Raw genomic sequence first — 14,945 nt, 5'->3', positions numbered from 1 at the left:
CCATATATGAGAGATCTCATGAATAACCAGCCATCAGCGCCGCCACCCTATCAGCCTGTGCCCCACAAGAGTAAGTGGGGCAAGTTTATTGCTGGATTCGGATTCGCCTTTAGCGGCATCCGCCATACCATCACGACTCAGCGCAATATGCGCGTGCACATCCTCATCGGGTTATGCGCGGTGCTCATGGGGCTGATCCTGCGTATTTCAGCGTTGGAGTTTGCGGTGCTCTTTGTCACCATGATCTGTGTCTTCACGGCAGAGATGTTTAACACCGTCTTTGAAATTTGCGTGGACCTGGTCTCTCCCCAATACCATCCCCTGGCCAAAATCGCTAAGGATGTTGCGGCGGGGGCAGTGCTCGTCAGCGCGATCCTGGCAGTGATGGTTGGCCTGTGTCTCTTTGGGCCTCCCCTCTGGCACCTGGTCTTCCATTCTTGAGCAACTGGCCTCGGCTCATTGCGCGAGCCTTCAATAAAAGAGGATAGGCATAAAAAAATGAGGGCAATGCCCCCATTTTTTTATGCCTATCCTCTTTTATGATTAAGCCTTGACACGCTCGACGTATTGACCGGAGCGTGTATCGATGCGAATTTTATCGCCAGGATTGATAAAGAGGGGAACGTTGATGGTCGCACCAGTCTCCAGAGTTGCAGGCTTGGTTACATTGGTCGCGGTATCACCACGTACGCCAGGCTCAGCGCTCTCTACGGTAAGCTCAAGGAAATTGGGAAGTTCAACTGCAATGATGTTCTCACTCTCGACCAGCAGTTCTACCTCGTCCTGCTCTTTAAGAAACTTTATCGCGTCGCCCAGCATGCTTTTAGGTACTGGCTGCTGATCGAAGGTCTCTGTGTTCATAAAGATGTAGTCGTCGCCATCCACGTAGAGGAACTGCCAGTTCTGGTGCTCGACACGGACCTCATCAACCTCTTCGCCCGCGCGGAAACGCTGCTCAATCACGCGGCCAGACTTGATATTCTTCAGGCGCGTGCGCACAAAGGCGCGCCAGTTGCCGGGGCTGACATGGTGGAACTCGGTGATGATATAGAGATCGTTGTTAAAACGTATGACCATGCCGTTACGAAAATCGGCAGTCGTTGCGTTAGCCAATGGAGTAACTCCTTCTCGATTACAGTGTTTGTGCTTGCAAAGCAGCCTATATAATATCATTGCTCATGAGCGAGCGGCAACAAAAATGCTCGCAGGCTGCCCCAGAACGACCAGGACAACTTTCTTTGTGATGCGCCAGTTCTGTTCGCGTAGCGCGGCCTCCCACAGGCGATTTTCGCTTGTCAGGGCTACCAGCAAGCCATCCGGACTCAACACGCGCCGGAACTCGTGCGCGAGGGCCTTATAGAGCTTGACATTCTTCTCGGGTGTTCCAATCTGCTTGCCAAAGGGCAGGTTGGTAATGATACGCGTTACGGAGCCTTCCTCCAGGGGAAGGGAGCGCGCATCCCAGGTCTTAAGTGTCATCTCGACACGGGCATGCCGCGCATTACGTTGCGCAACCGTCACGGCCTCCTCACGTAAGTCTCCACCCAGCAGGGCCTCATATGGCTCCTCGGCAAGCCCACGCTCAATGAGAATGGTGCCCGCGCCACAGAGAGGATCAAGCACAATATCTTGCGCCGTTGGACGCGAGAGAACGCACATCGCGGCCGCAATGGTGGGCCGCAGCGAAGCAGGCAGGTGCTCCTGTTTATAATGGCGATGACGCATGGTCGCGTCACTGAGCCGGACACCTATCAGGACCTCGCTCCCGCTGATCCAGACCCAGAATTCTATATCGGCATCATCTTTCACGAGGCGCATCCCCCGAGGCAAGTTTCGCTGGAGGGCCGCGCCCACCGATTCGCCGGCATCAATACGCCGGAACTCATGATAACCCGATTTCTGGCTCACGACGCGCCACGTTTTGGGTAGAGAGCCATGGTGCGCGCGACGCCAGAGCGTCAGCGCCTCGCTAACATTGGCATTGAGGGTCGCGCCATGCACCACGCGCAGGGCATCACGCCCGGGACCTAAGCTCTTGATATGTGCCAGGGTGACAAATACATCTTCGACTGTGCGCAACTCCAGCAACTCGGCTGGGGAGGCCGCTGTACGAAACAGCGCGATGCCGCGAGAGAACTTCACAAGCTCAGCATCAGCGAGCCTGGCATGAATCTCACTAAAGGCGATCGTCTCCAACCCCGGCATCGTCATGACATAATACAGATACGACATCCACGTACTTTTTCTAATGAATAACAGTCACACTACATTACACACTGAGAAAGGGCAGCAGAGAATGAGGAAGCCCAGCGTGCAATGTTATCACAAACCATTCTCTGAAGCAACGTAGAGAGATGTTGAGTGGCTGGTAAGCTTACATTGCAAGCTTACCAGCCACTCAACATACCTTATTCTTCTCTACGCAAGCAGCCTGGCAACCTGCTCTGTATCGCGCACAAACCTGGCCAGGCGTTTCTTTTTGAGGTTTTCCCGCAAGATCCAGGCAATATCAGTGTCGTTCCACGAGGCACACTCGCGCATCAGGGCAAACCCCTCGTTGGGGGAGGCGGCTGTTGCCACGCTCAAGGTATAGGCCAGGGTCCGTCGCAGGATACGAAAATCCTCATGCTTACGCTCAGCCAGGGGTACCGCCCTCGCCCGCTCCAGAACGATCCGCTGTAGATCCAGTGCCGCGTTCATCAGCTCCGGTGCATTGAGCAGAGGGGATTCCGCCAGCGTTGCGATAGCCGCGCGCTGTTGCAAGAAGCTCCCCTTCGTCGCCAAGGCGCGCAGGTGCGCCAGTATGGGAGAGGAGTTGGCCTGTAGCAGATGTTGAAACGCGATGGCCACTCCTTCGCGAATACGCCAATAGGGGCTACAGGAATAGCGATCCAATAACTCCAGCGTCTCCTCCTGCCAGCTCGGCTCAGCGGCTGCACACATCCCCGCGGAGATGACACCGCAGAGGATCACGAACTCAGAAGGGGTATTGCCCGACATCCATTTTCGATCGCCACTGACAAAGTACTGTACCAGGGAATACACTTTATCGAAGTACCTGGGTATAGCCGCCGCCAGCAGGCCTCCGACATCATTTGCCAGCTCTAAGTTAGCGCGAGGTCCAGGTAGGCGGCTATTCTCGCGCAAATAAAACTCCAATGGTCGAGGATTACCCGTTAACGCCCTCTCTACCAGGGAAGACAAAGTATCATGCATGGCAACCCGTCCTTGTCATCCGCAACTAGGTTCAACTATGCTTCGCTCTTTGCGTCTCCAGCCACGCCTCTTTCCACCCTCGCCCGAGGTATCAGAGAATAAGCGTGAAGCACCTCACGCTCTCCCTTTATTACCCCTTGCTTCCTTTTTTCGCCAAAGATACAGAAGCTCGTATAACCTATTTTATCACAAGTTTGTTGTGGCTTTGCATATGGAAGGGTTATGATATTTGTTCAGCGCTCTTCTCATCGGCTCGCGCAGCGAGCCGATGGGTAAAGGGGTGTGCGTGGAAAATGGCAAAGCCATTTTCCACGCACACCCCTTTACCCTGGAAGGCACAGGAACTCCTATGCTACTGTGCGGCAGCTACAGCACTGCTCTGCCCATATTTGCGGGCGTGATATTCAATGGCGCGATCCATAGCCGCCAGGGGATTCTTGACGACGGGGCCATGGCCCGCGGAGAGACGCGTAGGCTCAAGGGCGCGGAGCTTGCGCGCACTCTCCAGGGCCAACCCTTTGTGCCAGGTCGCCGGAGCGACCAGGGGGAAGAGCAGCACAAAGGTGCCAGTTACAGCAACTTTTGCCATGGTCTGAAAGGCATCGCCAGCTATTAGAGTACGATCACGCGTATCCAGGAATGAGAGATGCCCAGGAGTGTGTCCCGGCGTAGCAATGACCTCCAATGAACCCACGCGCTCGCCCTCGTGAATCAGGCGGGTGGGACGCGTTTTGCGCGCGGGCCAGCCCCCACGCAACTGGTCCTGTGGCTCATCCTTATCCAGGCTCATATCTCCGGCAAGAAAACGGGACTCGCGCGCTCCAACCAACACTTCAGCATCTGGCAAGAGGTCATGCAGGGAGTCCAGCGCCCCCACGTGATCGACATGTACATGGGTTAGCAGCAAGCGTACAATTGGGAGATTATACCCCTGCGCGATTTTGAGGATCTGCGGCGCAATACCTTCAGTTGTACCCGCATCCACGAGCGTAAATCCATCCTCTTCGCGCACCAGGTAAAAGTTGACAAAACCCATCTGGGTTATCTGGATAAAGTTCTCTCCATGTTGGCGGACTTTCATTGGTTTCCCTCTTTCATTTTTTGTACATTTCGACGATGCCATACGCTACTTCTGAGTTCAGATGCATGCTAGAGGCAAACTACACACAGAATGAGTGCAAGTAAATGTATTAATCCAGATGTATTGTGGATTCATTGACCTCTAGCATGTACAGGAGCAGGCCCAGATTGTTGAGCTTGAGCAACACCCCATAGAGTGCTGCTTGATCTGGCAGAACTCCCTTAAGCAAAGTTGTTCCCTGCTCCTCCTGAATGATCTCCAGGTCATCGAACCAGGATTGCCAGGATGAGTCCAGGTGACCAGCAATGCGAATGCGGCATTTCATCATTCCCAGGTGCTCCTCTGTATATCTTCGTTCTGTGACAAGGATACCATGAGCATCGGGTTCATAATGATAGCCAAAAGGCTACCTAATGGCCACCTTTTGGCTATCGTCGCAAAAAGAAACGGCAAGCGCAGAAGAGAACTAGAGCAGAGAGCGCTCGCGGGCACGAGCCACGGCTTGCAGACGATTCTCTGCTCCCAGTTTGCTCAGAATGCCCGCGACATGCTTTTTGGCGGTGCCCAGTGACACTACAAGCTGGCGCGCAATGTCCTGGTTGGTCGCGCCCTGGGCTAACAAACGCAGAACTTCCTCTTCACGCCGGGTAAGTGGCTCGTTTGGTAGTAACAGAGACTGCTTCTGACCCTCCGAACCTTGTTTTGGTGGCTGAGACGAAGGGCTGATATCTGGTGCAACTTCTGCCGTTGTGTGAGCGTGGTCGGCTGGGAAAGCCGCGAGCAGTTTGCTGATATAGGGGAGCGCAATCATGGAGTTTGTTGGATTGGTAAGCAGGCTTTGTAACACTTCCTGCATGGGTTGACCTACATCGACATAGACCCGGACATAACCTGCTGGTTCACTGATGGTAAGCGCGCGAATTGCAACCTCTCGCGCGCATTCAATCTCACCTGCTTGCTGATAGGCCGCGGCCCACAGGGTCAAAAATTCGATTCTAGAGCTACTATCCCCAGATTGATCCAGTTCTGTGCTGAAACGTTGTAGGGCCGCCAGTGCTTGTTCATGCTGATGCAGGACGAGATACACCCGTATCAGAGTCATAAACTCCTCTTTGCGTTTAGCATCCCAGGTTTCCAGAAGCGCAGCCTCGCGTTCAGCCCAACTGCGAGCTGCTACCAGGTCGCCAGTCTTGAGCCAGTACCAGACCTGTACAACGGTGACCCGGAAGCTGTGGAGAGCAAATTGTCGCTGCTGTACAATCTCCCCGGCCTTTGCAAGCATCGCTGGCACCACATCCAGTTCGCCGGAGATAACTGAGAGCCAGGCCGAATAGGTCTGTCCGACAATGATCTGATCCACCTGCTGCCAGATATGTGAGAACTCGCGTAGGGTCTGTGCGGCCTCCAGTGCTTCATCCATGCGGTTCCAGGCATAGTAGATACAGGCCCGGTAGTAGTGTAAATAGCCTGTCTGGGCCGTTTGCCCTCCAACCTGCTCAATGAGATCGAGCGCGGCCTGGCACTCGTTATAGGCCAGGTGGAGCTGACCGGCTCGCGCATAAATATGCGTGAGCCAACGCATAATCTTAATCAGCACGAGACGGTTGCCTGCCCGGCTCGCCTGGTGTTTAGCCTCCAGGAACTGTGGTACCAGATTTGCCCCCTGGCGTTGCAGCGACTCGCTCATCCAGAAAGTTAAAGCGAGTGGGATCATGCGCCAGGAGATATCATCTTCGTCCTTGATCAACTCCTGCATCTCTTGCCAGAGCTGTTGAAGCATGTGACTGGAACCCGCTGACACAGCATCAAAAGCCGCGCTCCCGGCGCGTAATAGCTCGATTCTTCGCTGGAGCAATCTCGCAGAGGGAGTCGGAGTCTCCCGGGTACGCAGCACGGCCTCGACGCGCGCAATCGTCGCTTCGACCTGGAACTGGGTACGCGTTCGCAGAGGCTCGATGCTCTGGTTGACCATATCCTGCAAGCGGAAAGCCGCGTCCAGTGCCAGGCGCGCATGCTTTTGAAAAATGGGATCGGGCAGCAACATGACCCAGTTGTAGACGGTTCGGGCCTCCCCACTCAGCCAGAGTTCCTCAGCAGCCTGTTCCATGAGCCTGGCAGCCAGGGGATAGTCGGCAGCGGCTACCGCATAGGGGATGGCTTCCTGCAAGATTCCCTGCTCACCGTACCAACGCGCCGCGCGGCACTGCAATTCCTGGGCCAGCGCTGGCTCTGTAGCCAGCAAACGCGCCAGCAGCACGCCGCGAAAGAGATCATGCAGACGATACCACCGTTGCTGCTCATCCAAGGGTACAAGAAAGAGGTTACTTACCTCCAGCGTCTCCAGCATCTGCTGACAATCCGCCTCTCCGGTCACGGCCTGACACAAGGATGCATTCATACGCGTCAATACCGAAACCTGAAATAGAAAGCGCTGAATCCTGGCAGGCTGGCGCGCCAGAATCTCCTCCTGCACATAGTCTAGCAGCAAGCGGTGGCTACCGCTGAGTTGCTGAACAAACGCCGCAGTATCTTCGTGTTGCCGTAGAGCCAGCGCGGCCAGTTGTAGACCCGCAATCCAGCCTTCAGTGCGCTCGGCAAGTCGCTTCACATCCTCTTCCGCCAATGGGAGATGCATAGACTCCAGGAGAAAACGCCCGGTCTCTTCCTGGGTAAAACGCAGATCCTTGTGGCGGATCTCCTCGACCTGGCCATGCAGGCGCCAGCGAGCCAGTGGAAAGGGGGGATTTATGCGCGAGGCGAGTATCAGGTGTAAATGAGTAGGCAGGTGTTCCAGGAGAAAGATTAACCCCTCCTGGATAGCTGGCTCATTAATACTATGATAGTCGTCGATAATGAGTACAAGGGGTTCAGCCAGGTGAAGCATATCTTCCAGAAACGCGCTCAAAATCGTTGTCAGTGGGGAGGCTCAGGAGAACTAAGCAGAGTCAATGAGTTCTGCCCAATTTCCGGCAGGCGCGTGCGCAGGGCGGCAATCAACACTGTCCAGAAGCGCGTTGAATTGTTGTCTAGCTCATCCAACGAAAGCCAGGCCACGCTTTGCGAGGTACGTGCAATCCAGGCTCTTAAGAGCGTTGTTTTGCCCGATCCAGCCGGGGCAGAGAGCAGCGTCAATGGCACCATCAATGCCCGGTCCAGGGCTGCTAGCAAGCGTTCACGAACTACCAGCGTCGCAGGCAGACGCGGAGGTGAAACCTTGGGGAGTAAGAGAGCCATAGGGAGGCTAGAACGGTTGCTCATGATGTCCTTTACTCGCGTATGTGCGGCTACAGCAAAATACATAGTCCTTTCTAAATTTTATAACACAGCAATGGACAAATGAGCAACTTGATTGGAGAACAAGCATAACATTGACGTTAACGTCAATGTTATGCTATACTATGCATATATCCAAACCTACTTTTTGTGTCATTTTGACGCTGGGAAGAAGCACCATGTCAGTTTCGCAGGAGCCGGAGACTACCGGAAGTGAGCAGGATTCCCCCTGCTATAGTATCGAACAGGTCGCGACGCGCATTGGTATGACCAAGCGTACGCTGCGCTATTACGAAGAAATGGGCTTGCTGCCGCCAACTGATCGCACCGAAGGAAATTATCGGCGCTACAGTGAAGCAGATGTGCAGCGCTTGATACGAGTCAAAGAGCTACGTAGTTTACTTGGTTTCTCGCTGAGCGAGATTCGCGAATTGTTGAGTGCGGATGAGGAGCGAGATCAGCTTAAGGCAGCATATCGCGCTGAGAGCGATCCCCCCACGCGTATAGCACAGCTTGACCGCGTTGATGAGCTTATCGGGAAACAGCTTGAACTGGTCGAGCAGAAAATCGCGGGCCTGGAACAGATGCGTGCCTCATTGCAGGCCAAACTGGCGCGCCACGCGCAAGTCAAACAACAACTTCACCAAAATTAATGACTAAAAAACTAATTATCTATAACGTCTCTGCTTAGGTTATAGCGCCACTTCGTGGCTCGTTTGGGTAAGGGTGTGGTGCAGGCAGGCTACAGGCTGCCTGCACCACACCCTTACCCAAACGATGGTCAGCACTAGAAATGGAATCTCTCTGCATTATGCACACATTAACGAATGAACAGAAGGAGTTAACAGCTCAAGAATTAGTAACGCCAAACACTGTCCGCGAGATTGAGGAGACCTCAAGCAAACGCTGGCGGACATTCGCAGCTCTCCGCCACCGTAATTTTCGCCTCTTCTGGCTGGGGCAACTCATCTCTCTTATTGGCACCTGGATGCAAACGATTGGCCAATCCTGGCTCGTCTTACGCTTAACAGGCAGCGCCTGGGCGCTGGGTATTGTTGGAGCACTGCAATTTGTTCCCATCCTCTTCTTTGCCCTCTTTGGTGGTATCCTGGCCGATCACCTCCCCAAGCGGCGCGTTTTAGTCTTCACCCAAACCTTCGCCATGATCCAGGCGGCTGTGCTTGGCGTCCTGGTCATGACACATACCGTACAGCTCTGGCACGTCTATGTGCTAGCACTCCTGCTCGGTTTGACGAACGCCTTTGATATGCCGACACGTCAGTCCTTCGTGGTTGAGATGGTGGGACGCGAAGATCTGACCAACGCCATCGCCTTGAACTCCTCACTCTTTAATATGGCACGTATTGTTGGCCCTGGCATCGGCGGCTTAATCATTGCCTGGCTGGGCGAGGCTCCCCTCTTTGTGATTAACGCGGTCAGCTTTGTTCCCGTTATCGCGGGACTGCTCATGATCGATACCACCAGACTGCATGCGCCAGTGAAGCGCGCGGGGCAGGTGGTGGCGAATAAAGGGGTGCGCGGGACCTTCTTGAGTCTGAGCGAAGGCCTGCGTTATATTCAGCGCACCCCCCTGCTCCTGCTGACGATCATCATTGTAGGTGCGGTCTCGCTCTTTGGCATTAACTTTAATGTCACCCTACCTCTGTTTGCGACGAACGTGCTCAGCATAGGACCAGATGGCTATGGCTTTCTCTCCTCGGCCTATGGCGTGGGTTCACTGGTCGCGGCGCTCTGGATAGCCACACAGGGCAAGAAACCCATTTTTAAAAAGATTGTCCTGTTCTGTATCGCCTTTAGTGCGCTTGAGGTCATTTTCTCGCTCTCGAAACTGCCTATGCTCTCCTTCTTGATCATCGCGCTCGTCGGCTTTACGCAAATTAGTTTCTCCGCGGCTGCCAATACGCTACTCCAGACTGTGACGCCAGACCATTTGCGTGGTAGAATAATGAGCGTTTACACCTTAGTCTTTGTTGGCACCACGCCAATTGGCAACCTCTTTATCGGCGGCCTGGCGAGTGCCTTAGGAGCATCAATTTCATTCCTTGTCGGTGGTGCATTAAGCTTGATTGCCGCGATTATCGGCTGGGTCATACGCGCCTCCGCGGAGCAGAACACCGTTGAACAACGCACAAACGTACGCTAACGAGTGGTGCAGCTATCCACTTTCTATTGCTGACCAGCAAGAGCATATTCAGCACTATGAGCGGCTCTTTGATGAGATCCAGCCCGGCGACCCGGCTCTGCTGTACTGGTCCCTGGCACAGCACCATGGCCTGGTCCTGGGTATCTCACAAAAGCCTGAGAGCCTCAACCAGGAGGCCTTGCGCGAACGAGATCTGCCGGTGTATCGCCGGCGGGCAGGGGCACGGCGGTCCTGGTTGGGCCAGGGCTACTCTGTCTCGATGTCATTCTGCCAGCGGGACATCCCTTTATTACCACGGATATTGTTGAGTCCTACCGCTGGTTTGGCGAGGCCTGGGTCGAGACCTTGCGTGTTCTGGGCATCAAGACGCGCGCCATCTCGGCTGAGGAGGCTCACAGTGAGCGCGCACGCCTGAAACAGGCTGAAACACACGCCTATGAAGCCTTGATGAATCGCTCCTGCTATGGCACGCTCTCCCCCTATGAAGTCGTCGTTGGCAAGCGCAAAGTCGTAGGACTCTGCATGGTACGTCGTCGCCAGGGGAGCCTGCTCCAGGCAGGGATCGTGCTTGATTGGGAGAGCGATCTCCTCGCGCACGTCCTGGGACAAACAGCCCAGGAACAGGAGTTGTTACGAAGCGGGCTACCTGAGCGCGCCATCGGCCTCAATCGGCTTAGCGCCACCCCTCCAGGAATAAATGCTATCATTCACGCGTTTGAAGAAGTGGTAGCCATGTTCACGCACGTCTCAATTGAGCGTGCTACTACCACATCAGAGACCATGGGCCAATCCAATTGACCCATAGGCTATTTATTATTGGACCACACAAACCATAAGTAACGATCCGATAAACAAAAACAACGGACCAAAAAATTTCACGCAAGAGGGAATAACTATTATGGGAGATCGAAACGCACCGGGAGCCGTCCAGGTTATTACTGAGCCAGATTACGAGGCTATGGTTATTGGCGCCCATCCTGATGATGATGACTTTGGGGCTGGCGGCACCAGCGCCTTGTGGGCCAAACAGGGCAAAAAGGTTGTCTGGGTCGTCATGACTGACGGCGTCGAGGGTGGCGAAGCTCCAGATATGGACGACGTCGATTTTATGCTGGCACGTGAACAAGAGCAGCGCGCCGCCGCCGAGATTTATGGGGTGAAGGCAGTCGAGTTCCTGCGCTTCCCTGATGGACATCTCACCAATAACGATGAGACACGCAAGGCCATTGTGCGCCTGATTCGCAAATATCGCCCACGTGTTGTGCTTACCCATGATCCATCGCAGCATATCTTCGCGCCAGATCCCAATACAGAGCCAGAGGCAACCGGGCATCTGAATCATCCTGATCACCGCGCGACCGGCAATATCGTGTTGGACGCCATCTTCCCCGCGATTGGCAACCCCCGCTCCTTCCGCGAGCTTCTGTCGCAGGGCCTGATGCCCTACCGCGTCCACGAGCTCTATCTCTTCTACACCTCACAGGCCAATACCTATGTTGACGTCACTGAGACGCTCGAAATCAAAGGCCAGGGCCTCAAATGCCACGTTACCCAATTTGGTCCCAACGTGGATATGACGGCCAACCTGCGCGAGCGCTCTGCGAAAACGGCCAAAGAGGCCAAAGAGAAGCTGGGGCTGGAGATGCAGCACGCCGAGGCCTTCCGCCGCATCAAACTGCATATTCCTCCAACACCCGCGGACGAGGCTCCGACCGAGGTCGAAGAGTAAGCAAACATTGTAGCATCAAAAAGAGCGAGGGCCGAAATAATTTCGACCCTCGCTCTTTTTGTATTGGAAGTTCCGCTTTGAGAACCTACTTCTGATTCTTTGGAGTTACAACTACGGCAAAGCCAGCCCAGTACTTGTTAAATGTTTTGTAGTCCATGACCTGCATATTCAAACGCGAGGAATCGGCCAGGTAAACGCTTGTATTATTGCCGCCACGAGCAACCAGCAGATGCCCACCTGACCAGCGATCAGGTGGAAAGCTAATGATAATCGGTCGGCCACTGTTACCAATGCGCACCAGGTCCTGAATCGAGGGTTTATTGAGCCAGGAGGTCTGGAAGCCGAAGCGAGACACGGTACGGTCTATTCCCAGCGGTTCTAGCAAGCCCAGATCCGGGGTGATGGCGTGTACAGAGGTTTCAGTGCTTAAGATATCGGTAATGCGATATTGCTTCCCCATATTATTGGCCTTTTGATAGGAGTTAATAACCTCGGTCATTGCCGCCGCTGAGCAGGCCGAGTAGGCCCAGGTGTTATACTCCTGCGTCGAGTTATACTGCTGGGGGTCGAGCTGACTCACACGCGCCAGGACCTTGGATGCCTGGAGCTGTTGATTGATCGAGGGAGTGCTTGTTGAGGCAGGAGGAGACGCAGAAGCCGCGGCATCTGGATATTGCTGCTGCAAAATGGTTGGCGACGACGAAAAGACCCTTGCCCAGAGCCAGAAGCCAGCGATCACAAAAGTCGCCAGGATAAGTAAGGAACCATAGAGTGAACGGCTCGCTACAGAGCTTTGCAATCCAGCCCAGGAGAGAAAGCTCGCGCGTGGCTCAAAACGATAGTGATGATAGGTTTGCCTCAAATGTCTGCTTGATGTCCCACGCCCACGGACCTCGCTCAAGCCGCGCGACGCATTACGCTGCGACCTGTCATAAGGGAAGGATCGTGAGTCAGAGTGGGGGGAACGATGCGAAAAAAACAAACCTAACAGAATCGTAATACCCGCGATCAAGAGGATCACCAGGGGAACAAACATCCGTGACTCCCGTGCTTTCAATGTGGCTTAGATTTACATTTTTCAATTCGCAGTATCAAGGCTCACCTGGCTCCGCAAGCGTTTTGAACTCAAGCATTTAAAAACCACATTAGCCGCTAGAGCCTTGTTTTACTTCAAAGTAAATATACCATTACTTTTCTTCTATCTGCAACAAGTGCCGGGTGTAGTGATAGGAAAACCTGGAGCATGGGCTGACAGGCATAGCTCCATGGTATATCATAGAGAGCAGCACGCTGTGCGTGAATCCACTATTGCAAATCCGTCGAAAGGGCGAGAACTATCATGTATATTTACTATGTGTTACGGGGAAAACAAGGGGCTGAGGAACTAGAATTTGACGGTGATATCGACCAGGATACCTTCCCTGGCATTGATCAGACCGAGGGGTTGGACGTCATCGAGTATCTCACCAAAACGCTTCACGCCGATAAGCCAGAGGTCGAATGGTATGAATGCGACCTGACAAACGAATACTTTGACCGCGAAGACAGCTACATCTTCTTTAACCAGCGCTGGATACGACGCTCAGAGACACCCTGGCGCAGAGATCGGATTAATTAGCCTTATTGCACCTTTGGTACTACTTCTCGCACCTGCGGCGCTCGCCCTGATTAGTGGTGTGGAGCGTGCTGGCAGCCTGCGGCTGCCAGCACGCTCCACACCACTAATCAGAAATAACTCGCGTACGAGATTAATTACAGGATGAGAGGGAACGATTATGGCAATTCTCGCGGGATGGATTACCGGCGAGCAGGTTCCTCAGGAAACTATCGAGCAGGTACTGCAGGTCATGAGTAGGGCGCTACAGCGCCTGGGCGGCACTGAGGCGCGCTCCGTCCTGCCCGGCGCTGGCATCCTCTCTTTCGCCGATTCGGCCTATGCCATGCGGCAGAACGATGAGCCTCCCCTGTTAGACTGGATACCTGAACGCCGTACGCTGGTCTATCGCAGGCCGCGCTCGGGGCTGCATCCGCTCTACTATATCGAGGATTGGCCCGCCCCAGGGAACCTGCTCTTCGCTAGCGAGATCAAGGCCTTGCTGGCTGTGGGAGTACCGCGCCAATTACATGTCGGGGCACTGGCGGCCTGGCAGCGCTATGGTTTTCTTCCCGCCCCCTGGACCTTCTTCAAGGGCATTTCGGTTGTGCCTGCGGGGGCGCACCTGCGCTGGCAACACACCAAACTCGTCGTCAGCCCAGCAAGTGAAAATGCGCTGGAGGCCGGAGAGCCAGGAAACATACCCGATCTTACTGCGCTCTCAGAGCGCCTGGAAGAGGTGTGCGCGGGGCAACTTCCCACCCATGGAGGCGTCATTGGACTCACAGGCATGGATAGTGCGTCTCTGCTCGCCCTCTCCTACGCGCATACGCAGCTAGAACAGTCAGCTTCCACCGGTTCAACCAACCCGGACACACGTATGACACTGGCCAGCTTTGATTATAGACAGAGGCATACCGGAGAAGGCTGGCGCGCACTACGCGACCTGGCGAGCCAGTGGCAGCATCCCTTGCTTGAGATTACCGGACTGGACCAGGCCGAGTTCTGGAGCGCTACGATCTATGGCTGCGAAGCTCCAGGTCTGACGACAAACCTGCTGGCCTGGCATCAGCTCTTGCATACCAGCGCGCTTGAGATCGGGGCGCGTGTGGCACTCACGGGACTTGGTGGAGCGCCCTTGCTCGCGCGTACGTTGACCTCACAAGCGTTGTCGCCAACGTCAGAACTACTTGCGGCATATACAGAGGCCATTCGCGCCACCCAGGGCTACGACCTGGCGCCCTTTTTTACCCCAGAGCTACGCCAGGCCATACAGGGGGCCAGTCCCTGGGAGGAGACCCTACACGCACGTCGTCTGTTCCGCCAGGCCGAGAAACTGGATAACCTGGAGCAACGCCTCGCCTATCTCGATATTCACCTGCGCCTCCCCGATCACCTGGTGACACCTGTCTACCGTCTCGCCCAGCAGGAGAGGTTGGCCCTGCGCTCTCCCTACCTGCACCAGCATATCCTGCCAGCCCTGGCCTCGCGGCGCCTGGCTCCACAAGGGCGCTCTATTGATAGAGAGACGCCTATACAATGGCTCGCCCAGCAGCAAAGCCTGCCAGACATTCAGGGTAGTGCGCTCCCGCTTCACCTGCCCTGCGCCTCGCTCTGGCAGATCAGCCAATCTGAGTTCTTGCAGCGTCTCCTCTCTGAAGAGGCCCTACGGGCTAGCGGACTCTTCGATGTACAGGCTGTACAGAATCTGTTGAGTCGACCTCCTGCCCGTCGAAACCTGACAAGCGGGCAGCACCCCCTCGTGGCAATTGTCACGTTACAGTTGTTCTGTCAGATCTTTGATCTACGCTTCTCATAAGCGACGTGAACGGCTGGCTGGAGGGGTCGGAGAACCCTTCCAGCCAGCCGTTCACATACTTCATTCCTT

General features: G+C 54.8%; 15 protein-coding genes. 7 read left to right on the top strand and 8 right to left on the bottom strand.

The features are described 5' to 3' along the window. Window positions 1–6 precede the first annotated feature (6 nt). Window positions 7–441 carry a diacylglycerol kinase family protein gene (locus KTE_RS19500; RefSeq protein ID WP_201383735.1) on the top strand — a complete coding sequence of 145 codons (435 nt, stop codon included), beginning with the start codon at window positions 7–9 and terminating at the stop codon, window positions 439–441. A 102-nt stretch (window positions 442–543) separates the two neighbouring features. Here the strand turns inward: KTE_RS19500 and efp are convergent, their stop codons facing one another. From efp to KTE_RS19465, 7 genes are all read right to left on the bottom strand, one after another. Next, window positions 544–1,113, bottom strand: a complete 570-nt coding sequence (gene efp, locus KTE_RS19495; RefSeq protein WP_201369129.1) for an elongation factor P — start codon at window positions 1,111–1,113, stop codon at window positions 544–546. 63 nt (window positions 1,114–1,176) lie between these two features. Continuing rightward, complete coding sequence (locus tag KTE_RS19490; RefSeq protein WP_201383733.1) at window positions 1,177–2,232, bottom strand: methyltransferase domain-containing protein; 1,056 nt, start codon at window positions 2,230–2,232, stop codon at window positions 1,177–1,179. A gap of 186 nt (window positions 2,233–2,418) precedes the next feature. Next, complete coding sequence (locus tag KTE_RS19485) at window positions 2,419–3,216, bottom strand: hypothetical protein (RefSeq protein ID WP_201383730.1); 798 nt, start codon at window positions 3,214–3,216, stop codon at window positions 2,419–2,421. A gap of 352 nt (window positions 3,217–3,568) precedes the next feature. Further along, a complete protein-coding gene (locus tag KTE_RS19480) occupies window positions 3,569–4,297 on the bottom strand; it encodes an MBL fold metallo-hydrolase (protein WP_201383728.1) in 729 nt (242 codons plus the stop codon). Between the two features lie 109 nt (window positions 4,298–4,406). Further along, window positions 4,407–4,625, bottom strand: coding sequence for a hypothetical protein (locus KTE_RS19475; RefSeq protein WP_374226781.1), 219 nt, complete (start codon window positions 4,623–4,625; stop codon window positions 4,407–4,409). A gap of 138 nt (window positions 4,626–4,763) precedes the next feature. Beyond that, window positions 4,764–7,181, bottom strand: a complete 2,418-nt coding sequence (locus KTE_RS19470) for a LuxR C-terminal-related transcriptional regulator (RefSeq protein ID WP_201383726.1) — start codon at window positions 7,179–7,181, stop codon at window positions 4,764–4,766. Window positions 7,182–7,210: 29 nt separating this feature from the next. Next, complete coding sequence (locus KTE_RS19465; protein ID WP_201383724.1) at window positions 7,211–7,555, bottom strand: hypothetical protein; 345 nt, start codon at window positions 7,553–7,555, stop codon at window positions 7,211–7,213. Window positions 7,556–7,749: 194 nt separating this feature from the next. Here KTE_RS19465 and KTE_RS19460 point away from each other — a divergent pair, with 194 nt between their 5' ends. The 4 genes from KTE_RS19460 to KTE_RS19445 all read left to right on the top strand — a co-directional run bounded on the left by KTE_RS19460 (window position 7,750) and on the right by KTE_RS19445 (window position 11,463). Continuing rightward, entirely contained in the window at window positions 7,750–8,223 is a 474-nt protein-coding gene (locus KTE_RS19460; protein WP_201383722.1) for a MerR family transcriptional regulator, read from the top strand. Between the two features lie 158 nt (window positions 8,224–8,381). Continuing rightward, entirely contained in the window at window positions 8,382–9,734 is a 1,353-nt protein-coding gene (locus tag KTE_RS19455) for an MFS transporter (protein ID WP_201383720.1), read from the top strand. A gap of 231 nt (window positions 9,735–9,965) precedes the next feature. Beyond that, a complete protein-coding gene (locus tag KTE_RS19450; RefSeq protein ID WP_201387138.1) occupies window positions 9,966–10,532 on the top strand; it encodes a hypothetical protein in 567 nt (188 codons plus the stop codon). 100 nt (window positions 10,533–10,632) lie between these two features. Beyond that, window positions 10,633–11,463 carry a PIG-L deacetylase family protein gene (locus KTE_RS19445; protein WP_201369138.1) on the top strand — a complete coding sequence of 277 codons (831 nt, stop codon included), beginning with the start codon at window positions 10,633–10,635 and terminating at the stop codon, window positions 11,461–11,463. A gap of 85 nt (window positions 11,464–11,548) precedes the next feature. Here the strand turns inward: KTE_RS19445 and KTE_RS19440 are convergent, their stop codons facing one another. After that, a complete protein-coding gene (locus KTE_RS19440; protein ID WP_201383718.1) occupies window positions 11,549–12,499 on the bottom strand; it encodes a hypothetical protein in 951 nt (316 codons plus the stop codon). Window positions 12,500–12,802: 303 nt separating this feature from the next. On the opposite strand from KTE_RS19440, the gene KTE_RS19435 reads away from it, so the two are divergent. Together KTE_RS19435 and KTE_RS19430 are read left to right on the top strand one after the other, a co-directional pair. Then, entirely contained in the window at window positions 12,803–13,081 is a 279-nt protein-coding gene (locus KTE_RS19435) for a hypothetical protein (protein ID WP_201369140.1), read from the top strand. A 157-nt stretch (window positions 13,082–13,238) separates the two neighbouring features. Beyond that, the gene (locus KTE_RS19430) at window positions 13,239–14,876 is read left to right on the top strand and encodes an asparagine synthase-related protein (protein WP_201383716.1); all 1,638 of its coding nucleotides are present in this window, start codon (window positions 13,239–13,241) and stop codon (window positions 14,874–14,876) included. Window positions 14,877–14,945 lie beyond the last annotated feature (69 nt).

Source organism: Ktedonobacter sp. SOSP1-85 (assembly GCF_016587415.1).
Lineage (GTDB): Bacteria > Chloroflexota > Ktedonobacteria > Ktedonobacterales > Ktedonobacteraceae > Ktedonobacter.
Note: the sequence above shows the minus strand (reverse complement) of the source record. Positions and strands in the feature narration are given on the sequence as shown.